Below are 22,646 nucleotides of genomic sequence, written 5' to 3' on the forward strand. Positions count from 1 at the left end.
ACTGTGTTAGCGAGGTGACTGCATCGAGGGCAAGCCGGCTCCCACATTTGGCCGGCGCTTTTTCACAGATCTGCTTCATCCAGGTAGTGCAGTGCCAACCGCTCTGTCGCCAGCCGTGCCGGCAACAGAAGATGTGGCGCCACCAGCATCATGATCTGGTACACCACCACCCGCACCTCACCTTCGCGGTCGAGAATCCGCTGGTAATCCAGGGAAAACAGCAGGGTCATGGTGATCTGCTCCACCAGTTGCCCCAACGCCTGGGTATCGCTGACCAATTGCCCCCCCGTCTTGAGTCGTGCCAGCAGCGAGGCCAGCGTTCGTTTCAACGCATTCAGCAGGTTACGGATGCCCTTGGCCAGTTTCGGCAAGCGCCCCGCCAGGTTCGACAGGTCCTGGAGCAGAAACCGGTAGTGGGCCATGCGCTCCACGATCAGGTGCAGGAACAACCAGTAATCCTCAGCGGCCAGTTGCACATCCGGCGGCGGATCGAGCAGCGGTGCCAACTCACCCTGAAAACGCTCAAACAAGCCGAGCACCAAGGGCTCCTTGCCGTGGAAGTGGTAGTAGAGGTTGCCGGGGCTGATCCCCATTTCATTGGCCACCTCCATGGTCGATACGTTCGGCTCGCCCTTGTGGTTGAACAACTGCAAGGCACATTCAAGGATACGGTCGCGGGTTTTCATCCAGTCTTCTTAAGTAATCGGTGAGTCAAGTTATCAACGGACCCGCACATAGGTGCCGGGCGCAGCTTCCATTGGTGGGTAATTTTGGTTGCCCAGAGCAGTCAGCGTTTCGCGCTGGACCCCTGAGCGTTGCTGTATCCACTCCAGCCACTGCGGCCACCAACTGCCCTCGATGTGGTTTGCATCGTAGTACCAGGCGCGCGGGTCGCTGCTCAGCTTGATGTTTTCGACGAAGTTAGCCTTGGGGTTGCTCGGCGGGTTGAGGATGCTCTGGATATGCCCGCTGTTGGACAGCACGAAGCGTTTTTCGCCGCCCAGCAGCAAGGTCGAGCGGTAGACCGCGTCCCACGGGGTGATGTGATCGTTGATCCCGGCCACGCTGAAGCTGTCCACCGTGACCTTCTGCAAGTCGATAGGTGTGCCACAGACTTCCAGGCCGCCAGGGTGGCTCAGTGGGTTGTGCTTGAAGAAATCCAGCAGGTCGCCGTGCAGGGCAGCGGGAAGGCGGGTGTTGTCGTTGTTCCAGTACAGGATGTCGAACGCCGGCGGTTCCTTGCCCAGCAGGTAGTTGTTGATCCAGTAATTCCAGATCAGGTCGTTGGGGCGCATCCAGGCAAACACCTTGGCCATGTCCCGGCCGTCCAGTACGCCCTGTTGATAGGAGTGGCGCTTGGCGGCTTCCAGGGTTTGCTCGTCGGCGAACAGCGTGGCGGGGCTGTCGATCTGGCTATCCAGCAAGCTCACCAGATAGCTGGCGCTGGAGATGCGCCGCAGCTGCCGCTTGGCTTGCAGATGGCCTTGCAACGCAGCAATGGTCAGGCCGCCGGCGCAGGCGCCCATCAGGTTGACTTCGCGGGCGCCGGTGATCGCCCGGCAGATGTTCAGCGCTTCTTCCAGTGCCGCCACATAGGTGGACAGGCCCCATTCCCGATGCCGCACGTCCGGGTTACGCCAGCTGACCATAAACACTTGCAGGCTATTTTTCAGGGCGTACTGGACGAAGCTGTTGGCCGGGCTCAGGTCAAAGATGTAGTACTTGTTGATTTGCGGCGGTACCACCAGTAGCGGCTTGGCGTACTGTTTTTCACTCATGGGCTTGTACTGGATCAGCTCCAGCAACTCGTTGCGAAACACTACCGAGCCAGGAGTGGTGGCGACGGTCTTGCCGACCTCAAAGGCCTGCTTGGTGACTTGCCGAGGCAAGCCGTTGTTGTGCAGCAGGTCGTCAAACAAATTACTGACGCCGCGCACCACGCTGTTGCCGCCGGAGTTGAGCAGCTCCTTGATCGCCAATGGATTGAGCAGGGTGTTGGACGGCGATACGGCGTCGTTTATCAGGGAAAAGGCAAAGTGCGCTCGCGCCCGATCATCGGTGCTCAGGTTACTGTCGTCGATCCAGCGCTTGGTCTGCTTTTGCCAGCTCAAATAGGCTTGCAGGCTGCGCCGGTACAGCGGGTTGAGCTGCCAGGTGGGGTCGGCGAAGCGGCTGTCGTGGGGGTTGGGTTCATGCACGGTTTCCCCCAGCAACGCCCGGCCCAACTGCCCACCCAGGGCCAAGGCATGCCGCGCGCTATGTAGCGGGTTGCGCAGGCCATGGGCTGCAACGCTGCGCAGGGTCGACAGTAAATCCCGACCACGCAGGCCAGTGATCGCGCTTTGTGCATTGATGAACGCAGCAGGTGTGGGCACCGGGCTCGTCACGGGTCTGTCTCGCATGAGTCAACACTCCTTCGTCAATCCGCTAACGTGCACGCCAATTCAGAACCATAGTCGGTTCTGGCCAAGTTGCGCGGAGGATCGTCCTGACCCGATGCGCCTCAGGTGTTGCTTAACGGCGCCGGTTGCGGGTGGATCACCGCGGGCAGGCGCTCTTCCTGGAGAAACTTCATGATGATCGGCGCCACTGCTTCAGCGCGGGTAATCAGGAACAAATGACCGTCGTCGATGATGTGCAACTGAGCATTGGGGATACGCCAAGCCAGCATGCGCATGTTGACCAGCGGGATCAGTGGGTCGTCGTCGCCCGCCAGCACCAGGGTCGGCTGCTTGATCTTGTGCAGCCAGTGGATGCTGGTCCAGCCAAGGCCGGCGAACAGTTGCCAGTAGTAGCCCAACTTGCCGGCCGAACGCACTTTGCTGGCGTGTTCGGCGGCCAGTTTTGAATCTCGGCGGAACGAGCCGCCATAGATCATCGGGGCAATGCGCACTACATGAGACGGTTGGATGTAACGCCGTGGGCTTGCCATCAGCCACAGCACTTTCGGTTTGCCGGGCACCATGAACGCACCGGCGGCGGTGGCCGCGAGGATCAGTTTCTTGCAGCGTTCCGGGTAGTCATAGGCAAACTGCTGGGCCAGGGCACCGCCCCAGGAAACCCCAACCACGTTGACCTGGCCATAGTCCAGGTAATCGAGCATGCGTGCGGTGAGTTTTGCCAGGCCGGGAAAGCGATAGGGTCGTCTGGGCGTCGAGGAACCGCCGACACCGGGAACATCAAAGGCAATCACCTCCAGATCGGGGTCCAGGGCCTGGACGAACGGAAACACTAGCTCAAGGTTGGCGCCGATGCCGTTGAAAATCAGCAGCGGCGTCAAGTGAGACTTGCCCGGTCGCACCGCCGTGCGGATGGTCTGGCCATTCAGGTCGATGGTGCGGAAGATGAACGGTTGCGGCATGGGCTTACCCTGCGGGTGAGTGGAGGCAGCTTCAGGCCGCAAGCTGCAAGATGAGTGCAATCACCTTGCAGCTTGTGATTTGAGGCTTGCCGCTATCGTTCGTGCACATAGGTTCCGGGTGCCGCTTCAGCAGCGGCGTACGTTTTATTGCCTAGCGCCGCCGGTGCTTTTTTCAACTTCCCCGACCGCTCTGTCTGCCACACCTGCCAATGCAGCCACCACGAATCAGTGTGCTTGGTGGCATTTTCCTGCCAGTCCAGTGCTTTGCTTGGCATGGTGTCGCTGGTCTGGTAGCGCGACTTGGGATTGCCCGGCGGGTTGAGGATGCTTTGGATATGCCCGCTGCTGGACAGCACGAACTCGACCTTGCCGCCAAACAGCTGCGCCGACTTGTAGCAGGACTGCCACGGGGTGATGTGGTCGTTGGTGCCAGCGAGGGAATAGATATCGGTGGTGACCTGTTTCAAGTCAATCGGCGTACCGCACACTTCCAGGGCATTGGCGCGTATCAGCGGGTTGTTCTTGAACAACTCGATCAGGTCGCCATGAAACGCTGCCGGCAAACGGGTGGTGTCGTTGTTCCAGAACAGGATGTCGAAGACCGGCGGCTCGTTGCCCAGCAGGTAATTGTTGACCCAGTAGTTCCAGATCAAATCATTGGGGCGCATCCAGGCGAACACCTTGGCCATGTCCCGGCCTTCCAGCACGCCGGCCTGATAGGAGTGGCGCTTGGCCGCTTCCAGGGTCTGTTCGTCGACGAACAGCGCCACCTGGGTGTCCAGGGTGGTGTCCAGCACGCTCACCAACAGAGTCAGGGCGTTGACCTTTTTCTCCCCCAGCGCCGCGTAGTGGCCCAGTAGGGCGGTGCAGGTGATGCCGCCGGAGCAGGCCCCGAGCATGTTCACGTCTTTGCTGCCGGTGATCGCGGTGACCACATCGACCGCTTCTTTCAGCGCTTCGATATAGGTCGACAGGCCCCACTCGCGCTGGGCCTTGGTGGGGTTGCGCCAACTGACGATAAAAGTCTGCTGGTTATTGCGCAGGCAGAAGCGCGCCAGGCTCTTATCCGGGCTCAGGTCGAAGACATAGAATTTGTTGATCTGTGGCGGTACCACCAGCAGCGGGCGTTCGTGCACTTGCTCGGTGATTGGCTTGTACTGGATCAACTCCAGGACGTCGTTGCGAAACACCACGGCGCCTTCGGTGGTGCCCAGGCTCTTGCCCACTTCAAAGGCACCCATGTTGACCTGGCTCGGCATACCGCCGTTGTGGACCATGTCCTTGGCCAAGTGCGAGAGACCGTCCAGCAGGCTTTTGCCGCCGGTTTCGAAGAAGCGTTTGACGGCGGCCGGGTTGGCGGCGCTGTTGGTCGGGGCCATGGCTTCGGTCATCAGGTTGATGACGAAGTGGCCGCGGCTGATGTCCTGCTCCGATAGGTTGCTGTCGCCGATCCAGTCGTGCAGTTCCTTGCGCCACGCCAGGTAGGTTTGCAGATAACGTTTGTAGAGTGGGTTCTGGCTCCACGCCGGGTCGTTGAATCGACGGTCGTCGCTCTCGGGCGCAAGCTCGGATTTGCCAAATACCACGTTCTTTAACTCGGCGCCAAAGTGGGCGACGTGCTTGACGCTGTGCAACGGTTGCTTGATGGCCTGGGTCAGCACCATTCGAGCAGAAGCCAGTAAATCCTTTTTACGCAAGGCGATGATCGGGTTCAGCCCCAAGGTGTTTTCCGAGGCCTGGCGTTTCAAGTCATCGTTATTCTTGTTACTCATCTACGACGCTCCATTGTCCGAAAGACGAGTACCGGGTACCGCTGTGCACCCATTCTCGGCACACAACACAAGCCTGGTACTGCTGCTCGGGTCACCGTTAATACCGCATCATCAAATGCAGGGAACTTGCCAGTTACATTGGTTACCCGAGTTTAATTTTTTTCGCAAGCAGGCCAATCGCTGACCCTGAGACAGGGCATTCAAGCAGATGGAATTAGAAAATGCCCACTAATGAGCAGGAGGTGCGGGCTAGAGCATTAGTCTGACGACTGACTGACTCGGGTCGCGGGTTTTTCCGGCGACTTTGAGTTCGGCAAGATATTCGGTCCACAGATCATCCTGGCGCACGGCGAGCTGGTAGAGGTAATCCCAAGTGAACAGTCCGCTGTCATGACCGTCGTCGAAGGTCAATTTCAGTGCGTACTGGCCGGCAGGTTCAATCTTGCTCAAGCCGACATTGAGCTTGCCAAATTGCAGGATCGGTTTGCCGTGGCCCTGGACCTCGGCGGAAGGCGAATGTACTCGCAGTAATTCGGCGGGCAGGTGATAGACCTCATCCGGACCGTAGGTCAGGGACAGGGTCTTGGAGGCTTTGTGCAGGTTGATGGAGGTAGGTAGTTTGGTCATGGGAACGCCTTGGGCGGTAAGCTTTAAGCTACAAGCCGCAAGTTGAACACAATCAACTTACAGCTTATAGCTTGCCGCTTGAAGCTTACAGAATGTAACGAGACAGATCTTCGTTCTGCGCCAATTCGCCAAGGTGGCCGTTGACGTAGTCGGCGTCGATCTTGATGGCCTCGCCATTCTGGGTGCCCGCTATGTCGCCGGCACTGAAGGACACTTCCTCAAGCAAACGCTCAAGCAAAGTGTGCAGGCGGCGGGCACCGATGTTCTCGGTCTTCTCGTTGACCTGCCAGGCGATCTCCGCCAGGCGCTTGATACCGTCCGGCAAAAACTCGATGGCCAGGCCTTCGGTTTTCAGCAGCTCGCGGTATTGCTCGGTCAGCGATGCGTGCGGCTCGCTGAGAATGCGCTCGAAGTCGCCCGGGGTCAGCGCCTTGAGTTCTACGCGAATCGGCAGGCGGCCTTGCAGCTCCGGCACCAGGTCGCTTGGTTTGCTCAGGTGGAACGCGCCGGAAGCGATAAACAGAATGTGGTCGGTCTTGACCATGCCCAGCTTGGTGTTGACGGTGCAGCCTTCGATCAGCGGCAGCAAATCGCGCTGTACGCCTTCACGGGAAACGTCGACGCCACCGGAGTTACCGCGCTTGGCGACTTTATCGATCTCGTCGATAAACACGATGCCGTGCTGTTCGACCGCTTCCAGAGCCTTGGCCTTGAGTTCCTCCTCGTTGACCAGGCGCCCAGCTTCTTCGTCACGCACCAGTTTCAGCGCGTCCTTGACCTTGAGCTTGCGGCTTTTCTTCTTGCCCTTGCCCATGTTGGCGAACAGGTTTTGCAGCTGGTTGGTCATTTCTTCCATGCCAGGCGGCGCGGAGATGTCGACGCCGGAGATTTCGGCGACTTCTATCTCGATTTCCTTGTCGTCCAACTGGCCTTCACGCAGACGCTTGCGGAACAGCTGGCGGGTGTTGGAGTCCTGGCTTGGCGCGGCATCTTCGTTGAAGCCCATGCGTGCCGGTGGCAGCAGAGCGTCGAGGATGCGTTCTTCGGCGGCGTCTTCGGCGCGGTGGCTGACCTTGGTCATTTCCTGTTCGCGCAGCAGTTTCAGGGCAGCGTCGGCCAGATCACGAATGATCGACTCGACGTCACGGCCCACATAGCCGACTTCGGTGAACTTGGTCGCTTCGACCTTGATGAACGGCGCGTTGGCCAATTTGGCCAGGCGACGGGCGATTTCGGTTTTACCGACACCTGTAGGGCCGATCATCAGGATGTTCTTGGGGGTTACTTCAACGCGTAGTTCTTCGGGCAGTTGCATCCGGCGCCAGCGGTTACGCAGGGCGATGGCAACGGCGCGCTTGGCATCGTCCTGGCCGATGATATGGCGATTGAGTTCATGGACGATTTCGCGGGGAGTCATGGACATAATAATTGACGGTCCTCAAGCCTGAAAAGCCAGCGGCTTATTCGGCGAGGTCCTGCTCCTCAATGGTGAAGTTGTGGTTGGTAAAGACGCAGATATCGCCAGCGATACCGAGGGCGGTTTCAACGATTTCACGGGCCGACAGATCGGTTTTTTTCAACAGTGCGCTGGCTGCGGCCTGGGCGTAGCCGCCACCGGAGCCCATGGCGATCAGGCCGTCTTCCGGTTCTACCACATCGCCGTTGCCGGTGATGATCAAGGACGCGTCCTTGTTGGCGACGGCGAGCATGGCTTCCAGGCGGCTCAGGGAACGGTCGGTGCGCCATTCCTTGGCAAGCTCGACGGCAGCACGGACCAGATGGCCCTGGTGTTTTTCCAGCTGGCCTTCGAAACGCTCGAAAAGGGTGAAGGCGTCAGCGGTGGCGCCGGCAAAGCCTGCGATGACCTGGCCGTGGTACAGGCGACGTACTTTTTTCGCGTTGCCTTTCATCACGGTATTGCCAAGGGAAACCTGGCCGTCGCCGCCCATGACGACTTTGCCGTGGCGGCGAACTGAAACGATGGTGGTCAAGGGGAGAGTCTCCACGCAGCGGGGCGAAAATGCCCTGATGGAACTCATATGGGGGTGGCGGGGAGTATTTCAACCGTAGGACTTGTGGCGAGCGGGCTTGCCGCCTCGCCACAATAGGTGTTCGCCATAGGATCGGCGTTCCGATCAGCGGCTTTGGCGTTGCTGTAACAACAGGTTGCTAAACCCTGCGCCGGCCAGCTGTTTCTGAGCCACGGTCAACTGTTCACGGTTGCTGAACGGACCTACCAGTACGCGATACCAGGTCGCATCCTTCACCGTTCCCGATTCCACTGTCACCGCCTGCCCGAGCAGAATAATTTGCGCCCGCACACGATCAGCATCCGCCTGCTTGGGGAATGAACCCGCCTGCAGGAAGAACTTGGTCACTGGCGCTGCCTTGGTGGTAGCGACCGGTGGCGGCGGTGGCGGAGTGATCCCCGCCAGAGCAGCCTGGGCCCGTGCGGTGTCGATCTTCGCCGCTTCGGCCGGGGTTACCGGAACTTGTGGCGTAGGCAGGGTTTTTTCCGGTACGGCGTCTTGCGGAACAATCACTTCCGATTCCGGCAGCAGGGTGTAGAAGTCATATTTAGGCTTCACTGGCGCAGTAGGGCTGGGCGGTGTCTTGTTCGCTTCGGCGATCCTGCTGGCCTTCTGTTGCTCCTGCTTGACCCGTTTGACGTCATCGCCCTGGCCCGGCTCCAGCTTCATCAGAAACACAATAAACGCACCGACCGTCAGGCCGATGGCCAGCCACATCCAGCCCGGAATCGGTTTCTTTGCCGGTGCCTGGTAGCGGCTGGCGCCACGCTTGGGTGCAGGTTTTTTCTTGGCAGCCAACTTACATACGCTCCAGAGTTTCCAGGCCCAACAGTTCCAGGCCTTGCTTGAGGGTCCGTCCAGCCAGTGCGGCGAGGCGCAAGCGGCTTTGCTTTTGGGCTTCGTCGTCTGCGCTCAGGATCGGGCAGTTCTCGTAGAAACTGGAGAACAGCCCTGCAACTTCGTACAGGTAAGTGCAGAGCATATGCGGCGTGCCTTTCTCGCCGACGTTGTTGAGCACTTCGCCAAATTGAGCGAGCTTGGTGGCCAGCTCATGTTCCTGAGGCGCCTGCAGGTTGATCTGGCCTTCGACTTCGCTGAAGTCCTTGCCCAGCTTGCGAAACACACCGGCGACCCGAGTGTAGGCATACAGCAGGTACGGCGCGGTGTTGCCTTCGAAGTTGAGCATCAACTCGAAGTTAAAGCTGTAGTCGCTGGTGCGGTGCTTGGACAGATCGGCGTATTTCACCGCGCCAATGCCGACGACCTTGGCGATGTTACGCAGGTCGGCTTCGGCCAGCTCCGGGTTCTTTTCCTTCACCAGGGTGTAGGCGCGTTCCTGGGCTTCGTTCAGCAGGTCGATCAGCTTCACGGTGCCGCCATCGCGGGTCTTGAACGGACGGCCATCGGCGCCGTTCATGGTGCCGAAGCCCATGTGCTCCATGTGCATCGGGTGGGTGACGAACCCGGCCAGGCGGGCCACTTCGAACACTTGCTGGAAGTGCAGGGCCTGGCGCTGGTCGACGAAATACAGGGCACGATCAGCCTTCAGAACACCGCTGCGGTAGCGCACGGCCGCCAGGTCGGTGGTGGCGTAGAGATAGCCGCCATCGGCCTTGACGATGATTACCGGCAGCGGCTCGCCGTCGGCGGTCTTGAAATCGTCGAGGAATACGCACTGGGCGCCGTTGCTTTCCACCAGCAGGCCCTTGGCCTTGAGGTCGTTGACCACGTTGATCAAGTCGTCGTTATAGGCGCTTTCGCCCATCACGTCGGCCATGGTCAGCTTGACGTTCAGCCGCTCGTAGATTTCCTGGCAGTGGGACAGGGAGATATCGCGAAAGCGTGCCCACAGTTCCAGGCATTCCTTGTCGCCGGCCTGCAGCTTGACCACCAGGCCACGGGCGCGGTCGGCGAATTCTTCGGATTCGTCGAAGCGCTTTTTGGCGGCACGGTAAAAGTTTTCCAGATCGGCCAGCTCGTTGCTGGTGATTGGGTTTTCCTGCAGGTACGCCATCAGCATGCCGAACTGGGTGCCCCAGTCGCCTACGTGGTTCTGGCGAATCACGGTGTCGCCGAGAAACTCCAGAACCCGTGACACGCCGTCGCCAATGATGGTCGAGCGCAAGTGGCCGACGTGCATTTCCTTGGCGAGGTTCGGTGCCGACAGGTCGACGACCACACGCTGCACGGGACCAGCCTTGCGCACGCCGATTTTGGCGTCGGCAAGGCTCGCATCCAGGCGCGAAGCCAGGGCTTGGGTGTTCTGGAAGATATTGATAAAGCCGGGGCCGGCGATTTCGGCCTTGCTGACTTGCGGGTCGGCTGGCAGCGCGGCGATGATTTTTTCCGCCAGGTCGCGAGGCTTCAGGCCGGCCGGCTTGGCCAGCATCATGGCGATGTTGCTGGCGAAGTCACCGTGGGTCTTGTCTCGGGAGTTTTCCACCTGAATCGCCGGCGTCAGGCCTTCAGGTAAAACACCTTCGTTGACGAGTTGGGTGAGGGCTTGTTGGATCAACTGGCGGATGGCGTCTTTCATGGTGTTCTCTTTCGACCGCAAGCAGCGGCGCGCGATGCGCAGGTGGAAAAACTGGACATTATCCGTTGCGAGGGCGTGCTTGCCAACCGCTCAGACAGGTTGGCGGACCTTCAGGCTCTATCGGGAGAACCCAACCCCCAAGGAGTAAGCTTGCTCCTGCAAGGGGGTTAGTACAAATCTACCGGGTCCACATCCAGCGACCAACGTACTTGCCGCCCGCTGGGCATTTGCTCCAGGGCCAGCAGCCAACTGCTTAATAAACGATGCAACGGCGCGCGGGCGTTAGCCTGCAAGAGTAGCTGCGCGCGATAGCGACCGGCGCGGCGTTCCATCGGGGCTGGCACGGGGCCCAGTAATTCAATGCCGGTCAACCCCAGCTCACCGAGCAAACGTTCAGCCAGGCTGCACGCTTCATCGAGAAAACCCTCGGCCTGCCCAGGTTTATGGGCTTCAGCCCGCAGCAAGGCCAAATGGGAAAACGGCGGCAGCCCGGCGCAGCGGCGTTCGCTCAAGGCCTGTTCGGCAAACGCGAAATAGCCTTGTGCGGTCAGTTGAATCAGCAGCGGATGGTCGGCCAGGTGGGTCTGGATGATCACTTTACCCGGCTCCTCAGCACGCCCGGCACGCCCGGCGACCTGGACGATCAACTGGGCCATGCGCTCGCTGGCACGAAAATCCCCGGAAAACAGCCCGCCATCGGCATCCAGGATCGACACCAAGGTCACCCGTGGAAAGTGGTGCCCTTTGGCAAGCATCTGCGTACCCACAAGAATGCACGGCTGGCCCTTCTGGATAGTGGCGAACAGCTGATTCATCGCATCCTTGCGCGACGTACTGTCGCGGTCGACGCGCAGCACCGGATAGTCCGGAAACAGAATCCCCAGGCGTTCCTCAGCCCGCTCGGTGCCTGCGCCAACAGGACGCAGGTCGACTTTGCCGCACTGCGGGCAATTGCGCGGAACGCGTTCGACATGGCCGCAGTGATGGCAGCGCAACTCGCCGGAACGTTGGTGCACGGTCATGCGCGCATCGCAGCGGTTGCACTCGGACATCCAGCCGCAGTCGTGGCACAGCAAGGTCGGCGCAAAGCCTCGGCGATTGAGGAACACCAGCACCTGCTGGCCAGCGGCGAGGGTCTGGCCGATGGCTTGCTGCATCGGCCCGGAAATCCCGCTGTCCAGCGGACGACTTTTCACATCCAGGCGCAGGAAGCGCGGCTGCTTGGCGCTACCGGCCCGCTCATTCAGGCGCAGCAGGCCATAACGCCCGGTGTAGGCGTTGTGCAGGCTTTCCAGGGATGGCGTGGCCGAGCCCAGCACAATCGGAATGTTCTCCTGGCGCGCTCGCACCAGGGCCAGGTCGCGGGCGTGATAGCGCAAACCTTCCTGCTGTTTATAGGAGCCGTCGTGTTCTTCGTCGATGATGATCAGCCCGGGATTCTTCATCGGGGTGAATAGCGCCGAACGGGTGCCGATAATAATGTCGGCCTCGCCATCCCTTGCCGCCAACCACGACTCCAGGCGCTCGCGGTCGTTGACCGCCGAGTGCACCAGGGCGATGCGCGCATTGAAGCGCTGCTCGAAACGCGCCAGGGTTTGCGGGCCGAGGTTGATCTCGGGGATCAGCACGAGTGCCTGTTTACCGGCTTCCAGGGTTTCGCGGATCAGTTGCAAATAGACTTCGGTCTTGCCGCTGCCGGTGACGCCTGCCAGCAGGAAGGCATGGAAACTGTCGAATCCTGCACGAATGGCTTCATAGGCGGTGCGCTGTTCCGGGTTTAGCGGCAGTTCCGGCTGGGCCAGCCAGTGTTCATGGCGTTCGCCGGGGGCGTGCTTGCGAATTGCTACTTGGACCAAACCCTTGGCCAGCAGCAAGTCCAGGCTGTCCTTACTTAACAGCAGCTTGCTCAGTAACTGATGGGCGACGCCGTGTGGGTGCTGGGCCAGGGTCGCCAGGGCTTCGCGCTGGCGTGGGGCGCGGGCGATGCGCGGGTCGTCCAGGCGTGCGCCGGGTGTCATTGACCAGAACCGTTCCTGGCGGGCCTCGGCCAGTTCGCCCTGGCGCAACAGCACCGGCAATGCCCAACTGAGAGTGTCGCCCAAGCTGTGCTGGTAATACTGGGAAGTCCACAGGCACAGCTTGAACAATGAGGGTGGTAGCGGCGGGGTGGCGTCCAGCATGGCCAGAGCGGCCTTGAGTTTTTCCGCCGGTACTTCGCTGTGGTCGGCGACTTCCACCAGAATGCCGATCATCTCTCGCCGACCAAATGGCACCCGCACGCGCATCCCCGGTTGCAGCTGCGACCGCAGCACGCCGGTAGGTGCGCGGTAGTCGAACAGGCGGCGCAGGGGCGAGGGCAGGGCGAGGCGCAAAATGGCGTCGGGCACGCGGGGGTTCTCATATGACAGGCGGTGAAGAAGGGCGCGAGCCTAGCAGACGAGTAGGGTGTTGGGTATGGCACGGTTTTCTGATGAAAGGGGCCTTTCTGATGGAAAACGACTTATGGTGCCGCTTGCGCGTTTAAAAAGGTCTGGTAGAATCCGCGGCCTAATTACGTGCGGTATTCAACAATAGTGTTGACTGGCGGCACGCTAGCCTGAGGAATACACCATGAAAGCCGATATTCATCCAAATTACGTTGCCATCGACGTTACCTGCAGCTGCGGTAACAAGTTCGAAACTCGTTCGACCTTCGGCAAAGCTCTGCCAATCGACGTGTGCAACGAGTGCCACCCGTTCTACACCGGTAAGCAGAAGACTCTGGATATTGGCGGCCGTGTTGACAAGTTCAAGACCCGTTTCGGTGCTTTCGGCGCTGCTAAAGTTGCTCCTGCTCCAGCAGCAGAGTAAGGCAAACGACGTGGAAAGCCTGCCGGGCTTCTCCTCGTTGATAAAAAAGGCGTCCCTTGCGGGCGCCTTTTTTGTGTCTGCGATTTGGCTGGCGCCCGTTCAGGCCGAGGTATTTTGCCCCGCGCCGGCGGCTCTCGGTACCTTCGAGGTACAGCGGGTGGTCGATGGCGACACGGTTCGGCTCAAAGACGGCCGCAGCGTGCGCATGATCGGTGTCAACGCGCCGGAAACCGGCAAGAAAGGTCGTTCCGACGAACCCTTCGCAGTGGCCGCGCGTCAGCGTTTACAAGGTCTGGTAGATGCCAGCGCCGGTCGGGTTAGCCTGGTGCTCGGCCAGGAGAGCAAAGATCACTACGGGCGCACCCTGGCTCACCTCTATGGTGCCAATGGCGCGAACATGGAGGCGCAACTGCTCGCCGAAGGCTTGGGTTTTCAGGTGGCCGTCGCACCTAATGTTGATCTGGTCGCCTGCCAGCAGGCGGCCGAACGCAGTGCCCGACAGGCCCGCCTGGGGCTATGGCGTCAGTCGCCGGTGCAGAAAGCCTCAGCGATCGAGCGTTCCGGTTTCGCAGTGGTCAGCGGCCGGGTGAGCAAGATCGAGCGCAATCGTGGCGGAATCTGGATCGAATTGCAGGGCTCCATGGTATTGCGCGTTGCACCCAATCTGACGGGCCAATTTGACAGTGCTCTGCTCAAGCGCCTTCAGGGCCAGCAGATCGAAGTCCGTGGCTGGGTGTTGGATCGTTCCCGCCGTGGCGGCCTGAAAAACGGCCAGGCCCGCTGGCTCCTGCCATTGACCGACCCCGCCATGCTGCAACTGGCACAATAAGAAAAAATTGTAGACATTTTTTCGTATGATTGTGAACAGTTAAGCCCTTGTGTCCCGTGGCTCTTGGCCGAAAGTTGTAGGGCTGGGCCCTTGACACCCGTGACCGCCCAGTCTTGTAGGGGCTTTGCGACACGCGTATCCTCGGCGGTCCGTCGTCCAACAGTAAAAAGCGGAATGCCGATATGTCTGATTTGAAAACTGCCGCTCTCGAATATCATGCCTTTCCTCGTCCAGGAAAGCTGAGTGTCGAACTCACCAAAGCCACTGCTACTGCCCGCGACCTGTCGCTGGCGTACAGCCCCGGTGTAGCCGAGCCCGTGCGTGAAATCGCCCGCGATCCTGAACTGGCCTACAAATACACCGGCAAGGGTAATCTGGTTGCAGTCATTTCTGATGGCACCGCGATTCTCGGCCTGGGTAACCTCGGCCCATTGGCTTCCAAGCCGGTGATGGAAGGCAAGGGCGTGCTGTTCAAGCGTTTCGCCGGTATCGACGTGTTCGACATCGAAGTCGATGCCGAAAGCCCGCAAGCCTTCATCGACACCGTCAAGCGCATCTCCATCACCTTCGGTGGCATCAACCTGGAAGACATCAAGGCACCTGAGTGCTTTGAAATCGAAAAGGCGCTGATCGAGCAGTGCGACATCCCGGTATTCCACGATGACCAGCATGGCACTGCGATCGTGACCGCAGCCGGCATGATCAACGCGCTGGAAATCGTTGGCAAAAACCTCGCTGACGCCAAGATCGTCTGCCTGGGCGCTGGCGCTGCAGCTATCTCGTGCATGAAGTTGATCGTGAGCATGGGTGCCAAGCTGGAAAATATCTACATGGTCGACAGCAAGGGCGTGATCCAGTCCGAGCGTACCGACCTGAACCAGTACAAGGCGATGTTCGCCCATCCGTCCGAGAAACGTACCCTGGACGACGCCCTGAACGGCGCTGACGTATTCGTCGGCCTGTCCGGCCCGAACCTGCTGAGCGCCGAAGGCCTGAAGCTGATGGCGGCTAACCCGATCGTGTTCGCCTGCTCCAACCCGGACCCAGAAATCGCCCCGGCCCTGGCTCACGCCACCCGCGACGACGTGATCATGGCCACCGGCCGTTCGGACTATCCGAACCAGGTCAACAACGTATTGGGCTTCCCGTTCATCTTCCGTGGTGCCCTGGACGTTCGCGCCAAGCGCATCAACGAAGAAATGAAAGTGGCTGCCGCCAACGCCCTGCGTGAACTGGCCAAGTTGCCGGTGCCTCAGGAAGTGTGCGACGCCTACGGCGGTATCAAGTTGGAGTTCGGTCGTGAGTACATCATCCCGAAACCAATGGATGCCCGCCTGATCACCGTGATCTCCGACGCCGTGGCCAAGGCCGCGATCGCGACCGGTGTGGCGACTCTGCCGTATCCGAAAAACTACCCGCTCAAGAGCGTGGATGATGTGTTCAACGGCTAAGCCGTTGTAGCGCACCAACAAAAAGCCCCGACTCGCAAGAGTCGGGGCTTTTTGTTGTGTGGCTCAAATGCTGTTTCGATGTTCAGGTAAACCCTGTGGGAGCCAGGCTTGCCCGCGATGGCATCAGCTCGGTATGTCTGAAGCACCGCGCTGTCTGCATCGCAGGCAAGCCAGCTCCCACACAGGTCTCATCTGTCCGAGAGCCGGTACTTAGAACAAGTCGATCGGCGCCGCCTCATCCGCCGGCAGCGGGCTGCCTGGTGCGGTGCCATTGCCCAGCTCATTGACCGATGGTGGCGTGTCTTCGCTCTTGAACAGTTCGAAGTACGCATTCGGTGTGCCCGGCACAGCGGCGCGGCCACTGATCGGGTCTATCCGCAGGCTAAGAATGCCTTCCGGCTCGGCCTGGGTGTGGGCTGGCTTGTCCTTGAGGGCTGCGCCCATGTAGCTCATCCAGATTGGCAGCGCAACGGTGCCACCGAACTCGCGACGGCCCAGGCTTTCCGGCTGGTCGTAACCGGTCCAGACTGTGGTGATGTAGTCGGCGTTGTAGCCGGAGAACCAGGCATCCTTGGACTCGTTGGTGGTGCCGGTCTTGCCTGCCAGGTCCGTGCGGCCAAGGGCCAGGGCTCGGCGGCCAGTGCCGCGCTTGATCACATCTTCCAGCATGCTGTTGAGGATGTAGGTGGTGCGGCCGTCGACGATGCGCTCGGCCACTGCCGGTGTTTGCGGGGCAGGCGCAGCGCCTGTTGGGACTTCGCCCGGCATCGGTTCGATGGTGATACCGCCGTTGGCTGGCGCTGCCAAACCAGCCGTCGCGGCGACGCCATTGGGCACGCTCGGCGGGTTGGCGACGAACAGCGTCTCGCCGTTGCGGCTTTCGATCTTGTCGATCAGGTACGGCGTGATCTTGTAGCCGCCGTTGGCAAAGGTGCTCCAGCCGGTGGCGACTTCCATCGGTGTGAGGGTAGCCGTACCCAAAGCCAGGGACAGGTTGCGCGGCAGGTCCTGCTTATTGAAGCCGAACTTGCTGATGTAGTCGATGGTACGGTCGACGCCCATCGCTTGCAGCAAGCGGATCGACACCAGGTTGCGTGACTTGTACAGCGCCTCACGAACCCGGATCGGGCCAAGGAAGGTGTTGGTGTCGTTCTTCGGTCGCCAGACCTTGTCCATGTACTCATCGACAAACACGATTGGCGCGTCGTTGACCAAACTGGCGGCGGTATAGCCATTGTCCAGTGCGGCGCTGTAGACGAACGGCTTGAAGCTGGAGCCCGGTTGGCGCTTGGCCTGGGTGGCACGGTTGTAGTTGCTTTGTTCGAAGGCAAAACCGCCGACCAGGGCGCGGATGGCGCCGTTCTGTGGGTCCAGCGATACCAGGGCGCCTTGTGCCACCGGGACCTGGCTGAATTTCAGACTGTCGTCCTTCTGGCGCTGCACGCGGATCAGGTCGCCGACTTGAGCCACATCCGACGGCTGCTTGGGCATCGGGCCCATGCTGTTGGTGTTGAGGAACGGACGTGCCCATTTCATGCTGTCCCAGGCCACGTGTTCTTCGCCGGTGCGGGTCAGCACCTGCACGCCATCCTTCTTCACCTGGGTGACGATGGCTGGCTCAAGGCCGCTGATTGCGCGCTGTTTACCCAGTTCTAGGGTCCAGGCGCTGAGGGTCTTGCCCGGCAGGCGTGATTCGGGGCCGCGATAGCCATGGCGCTGGTCATAGGTGATCAGGCCTTCATGGACGGCGGTATTCGCCACTTCCTGCAAGTTGCTCGCAATGGTCGTGGTAACGCGGAAACCTTCGGTGTAGGCCTCGCTGCCATAACGGCCGACCATCTCGGCACGGGCCATCTCGGCAATGTACGGCGCACTCACTTCGGGCGTCGGCACGTGATAGCTGGCGTTCAGTTGTTCGGCCACGGCCGTTTCATAGGCGCTCTGGTCGATCTTGCCCAGCTTGTACATCCGCCCCAGGATCCAATCGCGACGCTCTTTGCTGCGCGCCGGGTTGGCCAGGGGGTTGAAGCGTGAAGGGGCTTTCGGCAAACCGGCAATCATTGCCATCTGCGCCAGGCTGGCGTCACGAATCGACTTGCCGTAATACACCTGTGATGCCGCTTCGATACCGTAGGCGCGGTTGCCCAGATAGATTTTGTTGACGTACAGCTCCAGGATTTCATCCTTGGTCAGCTGTCGTTCGATCTGCAGCGCCAGGAGGATTTCCGTGGCCTTGCGGGAAAAACTGCGTTCGCTGGTGAGGAAGAAGTTCTTCGCCACCTGCATGGTGATGGTGCTGCCGCCAGACTGAATGTGACCACTTTTTACCAGTTGCGTGGCTGCACGGACCAGGCTGCCGGGGTCCACGCCATAGTGATTGGCGAAGTTATCGTCTTCGGCCGACAAAAGGGCGTTGATGAAGTTGGGTGGAATATCGGCGAAAAGGATCGGGGTGCGGCGCATTTCGCCGAACTCCGCGATCAGTTTTTCATCGCTGCTGTAGACCCGCAAAGGAATCTGCAACTGGATACTTCTCAGGGTCTCTACGGAGGGCAATCCCGGACTAAGGTAGAGATAGGCCCCGCTGAGAACGAGCAGCAGCCCGCAGACGATAGCGACAATGGAGTACCCGAAAAACTTCAGCAGACGAATCAAGGCTTTTGGATTTCCAGAGAAAAGAATGAGTTAGGTGTCGGGGCATGCACGGCAAACGATGGGTCGCCCCGACCTGCAAATAAAAAGCGGGAAAAAACGCTGGGCATTAAAGCATTTTTCAGCTTGGGGCGTCATGGGCGCCTCTCAATCAAACCGACCGAATGCGTCAATTCAGGCAGTAGCCAGCCCTGAGACAGGGAAAGCTTTAGGGAGTTTTATGGTAAAGGGATTTTTCAGGCGAAAAACCGATACCGTTCTCGGTATCGACATCAATGATGCGCAGGTGAGACTGGTGGAATTGGCTCGCTCAAGCGTCGGTTACACAGTACGAACCTACGCCACCCAGTCTTTGCCGGGCCATGCAGTGATCGACAGCAATATTGTTGATCTGGAGGTTGTCGGGCAGGCGCTTTCCAAGGCACTGTTCCAGTCGCAGACGTCTGTCAGGAAGGCAGCCGTTGCGGTGGCGGGGCCGTCGGTCATTACCCGGCTGGTGGAGATGGACGCGGGGCTCGACGATGACGAGATTGCGCGTCGACTGCGGCTGGACGCGGATCAGTACATTCCCTATCCGCTGGAGGAGGTGGCAATCGACTTTCAGGTCAAGGGCCCCTCGATCAGGGGGGCGGGGCGTATCAATGTGCTGCTCGCCGCTTGCCTCAAGGAGCAGGTCGAGGCCCGTGAGGCGGTGCTGGCCCTGGCGGGGTTGGCGACGCAAATAGTCGATGTCGAGGCGTTTGCGCTGGAGCGTGCATCCGATCAGGTCGTTGCCAGCATCACGCCGGGCAGTTGGATCAATGGTACACAATGGGCTGCTGATGCCCAGAGATTGCGGGTCGCTTGCGGTTTGGCCCTCAGGAGTTTCGATTGATGACAAGAATCAACCTTTTGCCCTGGCGCGAAGAACAGGCTGAGCGGCGGCGCAAATACTTTTTGGTGTTTTTGCTGGTGAGCGCTCTTATTGCGCTAGCTACGGTGTGGTTGGCGGATCGTATTATCGGTCAGGCGATCGATCGGCAGGTGGCTCGTAACAACCACTTGAGCAAGGTAGTCACGGTGCTTGATTCGCGGATCAAGACTATCGACGAACTGCGCGAGCAACGGCGGCAGTTGATGGAGCGGATGAAGGTCGTGGAGGATCTGCAGGGTGATCGCTCTGCGGGCGGGCAACTGTTCGACCAACTGGCCCGTGCTGTGCCGGATGGGGTGCGGTTGCGAGAAATAACTGTGAGTGGGACCTCGGTCGAGATCAGCGCAACTGCAGCATCCAATCATGACGTCGCCCGCTTGATGCGCAGCCTGGAGTCCTCCAATGGACTGCAAACTCCCAGCTTGCGACATGTGCGGGCCGAAGAGGCTGGCAGTGCCTTTCAGTTGATGGTTGGCCATGGAGAGTCCGGCGAGGCGGGGCAATGAGCCTGTCGTCGAGCCTGCCAAGGCTGACAACCCTCGAATTTTCCACGCTGTACCATAACGCCGCCCATTGGCCCTTGCCCCGCAAGATTCTGCTGGGTATTGCGTTCGCCTGCCTGTTGCTGATGTTGGGCGACAGCCTCTACTTGAGCGCGTCGCGCGAGCAGTTGCATCGACAGGAAGCCCGGGAAGTGACCTTGCAGCAGCAATTTGCCGATAAGGTCGGCCCGGCCGCCAATCTGGAGGCCTATGCCCGCCAGCTTGAGGTCATGCGGGGTGCCTTCGCTGAGCAACTGCACCGGTTGCCGACGGCTACCGAGGTGCCTGGTCTACTTGAAGACATCACCCGGCTGGGCCTGACTGGCGGATTAGTACTCGAGGAAATCAGGCTGTTGGATGAGCAAGTTCAGCCGCTTTACATCGAACTGCCGATGCAGATCAGCCTCATCGGGGCTTATCACGACCTGGCGACCTTCGTCAGTAGTGTGTCGGGGCTGTCGCGAATCGTTACCTTGCACGATTTCGTCATCAGGCCTGCCGATCTGCAAGACGACTCGCCGCTGCGCTTGAACCTGCTCGCCAAGACCTATCGCTACAACGACCAGGGGGCATCGCCATGAGGTGCCTCAATGGTGTGTGCTGGTTCCTTTGCCTGGGGTCGCTGGCCGGGTGCGGCAATGGTACCGATGTGCAAGCGCTGGAAGCCCGTTTGCACGCGATTCGTCAGCAGGTACCAGCGCTGGTCGAGGAGCCTGTGGTCGCTGTCGTGGTGCCGCGCTTTGTCTACGATCCAGTGTTACTGCGCGATCCTTTCCAGCTGCCAAATGAGGTCCAGCCTGTCAGCCGTCCATCGGGCCGGCCGGGGCTGAAGCCAGACTCTGACCGCCCTCGGCAGTTTCTTGAAGGCTTTGCCATCGATGAGTTTGAGATGGTTGGCACACTGTCCAGTGGCGCTCAGACCTTTGCCCTGCTGCGGGGCGCTGCGGGGGTACACCGTCTGGCAGTCGGTGATTACCTGGGTTGGGACCATGGGCGGGTGATGGCCATCCATGAGGATCAAGTCGAGATCGTTGAACTCTTTCCTGATGGTGAGGGCGCGTGGCTGGAACGCTCGCGAACCCTTGCCTTGAACGTGCATTCATAACGGAATTCAAATAATGAAAAGGACTTTTTCGTCCTTCGGTGTGGCGCTATGGATAGCGTTCGCAGCACCGATGGTCAAGGCTGTGCCCAATCGGGTCGACCTGATTCACTTGCCACCTCCCGGTGGTGCGCCCCTCAGTACCGAGCGCAGCGCGTTCAGCGGCGATAAGTTATCTCTCAACTTCCAGAACATCGAGGTCCGAGCCGTCCTGCAACTGATTGCCGACTTTGCCGGCCTCAACCTGGTGGCCAGTGATGAGGTGCAGGGCTCGATTACCCTGCGCCTCAAGGATGTGCCCTGGGATCAGGCCCTGGATCTGGTGCTGCAAACCAAGGGGCTAGACAAGCGCCTGAAAGACAATGTGTTACTGGTCGCGCCTGCCGATGAACTGGCTGCGCGGGAGTTGCTGGCGCTGGAATCGCGCCAGCAGTTGACCGAGCTGGCACCGTTGCGTCGCGAGTTGCTGCAAGTCAATTACGCCAAGGCGGCTGAACTGGCCAAGCTGTTCCAGTCAGCGGCTGGCCTTGAGGGGGGGAGCAATGAGCGCGGCTCGGTGGTGGTGGATGATCGGACCAATAATATTCTCGTCTATCAGACGCAGGAGCGCCTGGACGAGCTGCGTCGTATCGTCGCGCAACTGGATATCCCGGTGCGCCAGGTGATGATCGAGGCGCGGATCGTCGAAGCCAATGTCGACTACGACAAAAGCCTGGGGGTGCGCTGGGGTGGTTTGATCCAGAACAAGGGCAACTGGAGTGGCGGCGGTATCAACAAAGCGCCATCGGGTGAGGGCGAGCAACCCGAGAACTCGTCCAGTTCGCCTTTTGTCGACTTGGGTGCGGTCAACGGTACAGCCGGCCTGGGCATCGCCTTTATTACCGACAATGTGCTGCTGGACCTGGAGCTGACGGCCATGGAGAAAACCGGCAACGGAGAGATCGTCTCGCAGCCCAAGGTGGTCACTTCCGACAAGGAAACCGCCCGAATCCTCAAGGGTACCGAGATTCCTTACCAGGAGTCCACGTCCGAGGGTGCCACCTCCGTGTCGTTCAAGGAGGCCTCGCTGTCCCTGGAAGTAACACCGCAAATCACCCCGGACGACTGGGTGATCATGGAGGTCAGGGTTACCAAGGATGAGCCTGACTACCTGAACAAACTTAACGACGTGCCGCCCATCAAGAAAAACGAGGTCAATGCCAAGGTGTTGGTCAGGGATGGCGAGACCATCGTGATTGGCGGCGTTTTCTCCAATACCCAAAGCAAAGTGGTAGATAAAGTGCCATTTTTGGGCGATGTGCCGTATCTTGGCCGCCTTTTCCGGCGGGATGTGGTTTCGGAGAAAAAATCCGAGCTGCTGGTATTCCTGACTCCGCGTATTATGAATAACCAGGCGATTGCTGTGAGTCGTTGATTCTGTGCGAAATTTGATTCTTGTTGGACCGATGGGGGCTGGAAAAAGCACCATCGGCCGTTTGCTGGCCAAAGAGCTGCGCCTGCCATTCAAAGACTCCGATAAGGAAATTGAATTGCGCACGGGTGCCAATATCCCGTGGATCTTCGATAAGGAAGGCGAATTGGGCTTTCGCGACCGCGAGCAGGCGATGATTGCCGAGCTGTGTGGCTGCGATGGCGTGGTATTGGCTACGGGCGGCGGCGCGGTGATGCGCGATGAAAATCGCCGGGCACTGCATGCCGGTGGTCGAGTCGTCTATTTGCATGCGTCTGTCGAGCAGCAGGTCGGTCGAACCGCTCGCGATCGCAATCGCCCGCTGTTGCGTACGGCCGATCCGGCGAAAACCCTGCGGGACTTGCTGACGCTGCGCGATCCGCTATATCGGGAAATCGCCGATCTGGTGGTGGAAACCGATGAGCGGCCGCCACGAATGGTGGTTCTCGACATTCTTGAGCGCTTGCAGCAACTGTCGCCCCGTTAAAGCCAGGCGCGAAATGCGCTATCCTCGGCGGCGCGTCATGACCG

The 22,646-nt window shown here is 59.8% G+C and carries 19 protein-coding genes and 1 pseudogene; 9 read left to right on the forward strand and 11 right to left on the reverse strand.

From position 1 onward, the window contains the following. Positions 1-62: 62 nt before the first annotated feature. The 10 genes from FQ182_RS05155 to FQ182_RS05200 all read right to left on the reverse strand — a co-directional run bounded on the left by FQ182_RS05155 (position 63) and on the right by FQ182_RS05200 (position 12,713). Positions 63-686, reverse strand: a complete 624-nt coding sequence (locus FQ182_RS05155; RefSeq protein ID WP_149411267.1) for a TetR/AcrR family transcriptional regulator — start codon at positions 684-686, stop codon at positions 63-65. A 33-nt stretch (positions 687-719) separates the two neighbouring features. Beyond that, complete coding sequence (gene phaC, locus FQ182_RS05160; RefSeq protein ID WP_149411266.1) at positions 720-2,402, reverse strand: class II poly(R)-hydroxyalkanoic acid synthase; 1,683 nt, start codon at positions 2,400-2,402, stop codon at positions 720-722. Between the two features lie 101 nt (positions 2,403-2,503). Next, positions 2,504-3,361 (reverse strand): poly(3-hydroxyalkanoate) depolymerase, encoded by an 858-nt coding sequence (gene phaZ / locus FQ182_RS05165; protein ID WP_149411265.1) that lies wholly within the window; start codon positions 3,359-3,361, stop codon positions 2,504-2,506. A gap of 92 nt (positions 3,362-3,453) precedes the next feature. Then, a complete protein-coding gene (phaC, locus tag FQ182_RS05170; protein ID WP_149411264.1) occupies positions 3,454-5,133 on the reverse strand; it encodes a class II poly(R)-hydroxyalkanoic acid synthase in 1,680 nt (559 codons plus the stop codon). Between the two features lie 249 nt (positions 5,134-5,382). Then, a complete protein-coding gene (locus FQ182_RS05175) occupies positions 5,383-5,760 on the reverse strand; it encodes a gamma-butyrobetaine hydroxylase-like domain-containing protein (RefSeq protein ID WP_149411263.1) in 378 nt (125 codons plus the stop codon). A gap of 85 nt (positions 5,761-5,845) precedes the next feature. Next, complete coding sequence (gene hslU / locus FQ182_RS05180) at positions 5,846-7,183, reverse strand: ATP-dependent protease ATPase subunit HslU (RefSeq protein ID WP_149411262.1); 1,338 nt, start codon at positions 7,181-7,183, stop codon at positions 5,846-5,848. A gap of 37 nt (positions 7,184-7,220) precedes the next feature. Further along, a complete protein-coding gene (gene hslV / locus FQ182_RS05185) occupies positions 7,221-7,751 on the reverse strand; it encodes an ATP-dependent protease subunit HslV (RefSeq protein ID WP_133101311.1) in 531 nt (176 codons plus the stop codon). Positions 7,752-7,895: 144 nt separating this feature from the next. Next, on the reverse strand, positions 7,896-8,588 hold the full coding sequence (locus tag FQ182_RS05190) for an SPOR domain-containing protein (protein ID WP_149411261.1): 693 nt from the start codon (positions 8,586-8,588) through the stop codon (positions 7,896-7,898). 1 nt (position 8,589) lies between these two features. Then, positions 8,590-10,326, reverse strand: coding sequence for an arginine--tRNA ligase (argS, locus tag FQ182_RS05195; protein ID WP_149411260.1), 1,737 nt, complete (start codon positions 10,324-10,326; stop codon positions 8,590-8,592). Between the two features lie 167 nt (positions 10,327-10,493). Next, the gene (locus tag FQ182_RS05200) at positions 10,494-12,713 is read right to left on the reverse strand and encodes a primosomal protein N' (RefSeq protein ID WP_149411259.1); all 2,220 of its coding nucleotides are present in this window, start codon (positions 12,711-12,713) and stop codon (positions 10,494-10,496) included. A gap of 223 nt (positions 12,714-12,936) precedes the next feature. Here FQ182_RS05200 and rpmE point away from each other — a divergent pair, with 223 nt between their 5' ends. The 3 genes from rpmE (at position 12,937) to FQ182_RS05215 (ending at position 15,456) form a co-directional block, all read left to right on the forward strand. Then, entirely contained in the window at positions 12,937-13,176 is a 240-nt protein-coding gene (gene rpmE, locus FQ182_RS05205) for a 50S ribosomal protein L31 (RefSeq protein ID WP_133101315.1), read from the forward strand. A 10-nt stretch (positions 13,177-13,186) separates the two neighbouring features. After that, the gene (locus FQ182_RS05210; RefSeq protein WP_149411258.1) at positions 13,187-14,005 is read left to right on the forward strand and encodes a thermonuclease family protein; all 819 of its coding nucleotides are present in this window, start codon (positions 13,187-13,189) and stop codon (positions 14,003-14,005) included. A gap of 182 nt (positions 14,006-14,187) precedes the next feature. Next, complete coding sequence (locus tag FQ182_RS05215; RefSeq protein WP_149411257.1) at positions 14,188-15,456, forward strand: malic enzyme-like NAD(P)-binding protein; 1,269 nt, start codon at positions 14,188-14,190, stop codon at positions 15,454-15,456. A 210-nt stretch (positions 15,457-15,666) separates the two neighbouring features. On the opposite strand, the gene FQ182_RS05220 is transcribed toward FQ182_RS05215, so the two are convergent. Beyond that, positions 15,667-18,108, reverse strand: coding sequence for a penicillin-binding protein 1A (locus tag FQ182_RS05220; protein WP_371923853.1), 2,442 nt, complete (start codon positions 18,106-18,108; stop codon positions 15,667-15,669). Positions 18,109-18,328: 220 nt separating this feature from the next. Between FQ182_RS05220 and pilM the strand changes: the two genes are divergently transcribed. The 6 genes and pseudogenes from pilM to aroK all read left to right on the forward strand — a co-directional run bounded on the left by pilM (position 18,329) and on the right by aroK (position 22,602). Next, entirely contained in the window at positions 18,329-18,982 is a 654-nt protein-coding gene (gene pilM / locus FQ182_RS05225; protein ID WP_149411368.1) for a type IV pilus biogenesis protein PilM, read from the forward strand. Continuing rightward, positions 18,982-19,527, forward strand: coding sequence for a PilN domain-containing protein (locus tag FQ182_RS05230; RefSeq protein ID WP_149411255.1), 546 nt, complete (start codon positions 18,982-18,984; stop codon positions 19,525-19,527). Before pilM ends, FQ182_RS05230 begins: the two co-directional genes overlap by 1 nt. After that, positions 19,524-20,144, forward strand: a complete 621-nt coding sequence (locus FQ182_RS05235; RefSeq protein WP_149411254.1) for a type 4a pilus biogenesis protein PilO — start codon at positions 19,524-19,526, stop codon at positions 20,142-20,144. The genes FQ182_RS05230 and FQ182_RS05235 overlap by 4 nt, the downstream gene beginning before the upstream one ends. Next, the gene (locus FQ182_RS05240) at positions 20,141-20,668 is read left to right on the forward strand and encodes a pilus assembly protein PilP (protein ID WP_149411253.1); all 528 of its coding nucleotides are present in this window, start codon (positions 20,141-20,143) and stop codon (positions 20,666-20,668) included. The genes FQ182_RS05235 and FQ182_RS05240 overlap by 4 nt, the downstream gene beginning before the upstream one ends. A gap of 151 nt (positions 20,669-20,819) precedes the next feature. Beyond that, positions 20,820-22,079 (forward strand): annotated as a pseudogene (locus tag FQ182_RS05245) (type IV pilus secretin PilQ); the annotation flags it as partial. Positions 22,080-22,083: 4 nt separating this feature from the next. After that, entirely contained in the window at positions 22,084-22,602 is a 519-nt protein-coding gene (aroK, locus tag FQ182_RS05250; protein WP_149411252.1) for a shikimate kinase AroK, read from the forward strand. The last annotated feature ends 44 nt before the right edge of the window (positions 22,603-22,646 follow it).

Source organism: Pseudomonas sp. ANT_H4 (assembly GCF_008369295.1).
Taxonomy (GTDB): domain Bacteria; phylum Pseudomonadota; class Gammaproteobacteria; order Pseudomonadales; family Pseudomonadaceae; genus Aquipseudomonas.

Coding starts and splice junctions, on each gene's coding strand:
- FQ182_RS05155 (WP_149411267.1), bottom strand. CDS start 686: ATGAAAACCCGCGACCGTATCCTTGAATGTGCCTTGCAGTTGTTCAAC.
- phaC (WP_149411266.1), bottom strand. CDS start 2,402: ATGCGAGACAGACCCGTGACGAGCCCGGTGCCCACACCTGCTGCGTTC.
- phaZ (WP_149411265.1), bottom strand. CDS start 3,361: ATGCCGCAACCGTTCATCTTCCGCACCATCGACCTGAATGGCCAGACC.
- phaC (WP_149411264.1), bottom strand. CDS start 5,133: ATGAGTAACAAGAATAACGATGACTTGAAACGCCAGGCCTCGGAAAAC.
- FQ182_RS05175 (WP_149411263.1), bottom strand. CDS start 5,760: ATGACCAAACTACCTACCTCCATCAACCTGCACAAAGCCTCCAAGACC.
- hslU (WP_149411262.1), bottom strand. CDS start 7,183: ATGTCCATGACTCCCCGCGAAATCGTCCATGAACTCAATCGCCATATC.
- argS (WP_149411260.1), bottom strand. CDS start 10,326: ATGAAAGACGCCATCCGCCAGTTGATCCAACAAGCCCTCACCCAACTC.
- rpmE (WP_133101315.1), top strand. CDS start 12,937: ATGAAAGCCGATATTCATCCAAATTACGTTGCCATCGACGTTACCTGC.
- FQ182_RS05215 (WP_149411257.1), top strand. CDS start 14,188: ATGTCTGATTTGAAAACTGCCGCTCTCGAATATCATGCCTTTCCTCGT.
- pilM (WP_149411368.1), top strand. CDS start 18,329: ATGGTAAAGGGATTTTTCAGGCGAAAAACCGATACCGTTCTCGGTATC.
- FQ182_RS05230 (WP_149411255.1), top strand. CDS start 18,982: ATGACAAGAATCAACCTTTTGCCCTGGCGCGAAGAACAGGCTGAGCGG.
- FQ182_RS05235 (WP_149411254.1), top strand. CDS start 19,524: ATGAGCCTGTCGTCGAGCCTGCCAAGGCTGACAACCCTCGAATTTTCC.
- FQ182_RS05240 (WP_149411253.1), top strand. CDS start 20,141: ATGAGGTGCCTCAATGGTGTGTGCTGGTTCCTTTGCCTGGGGTCGCTG.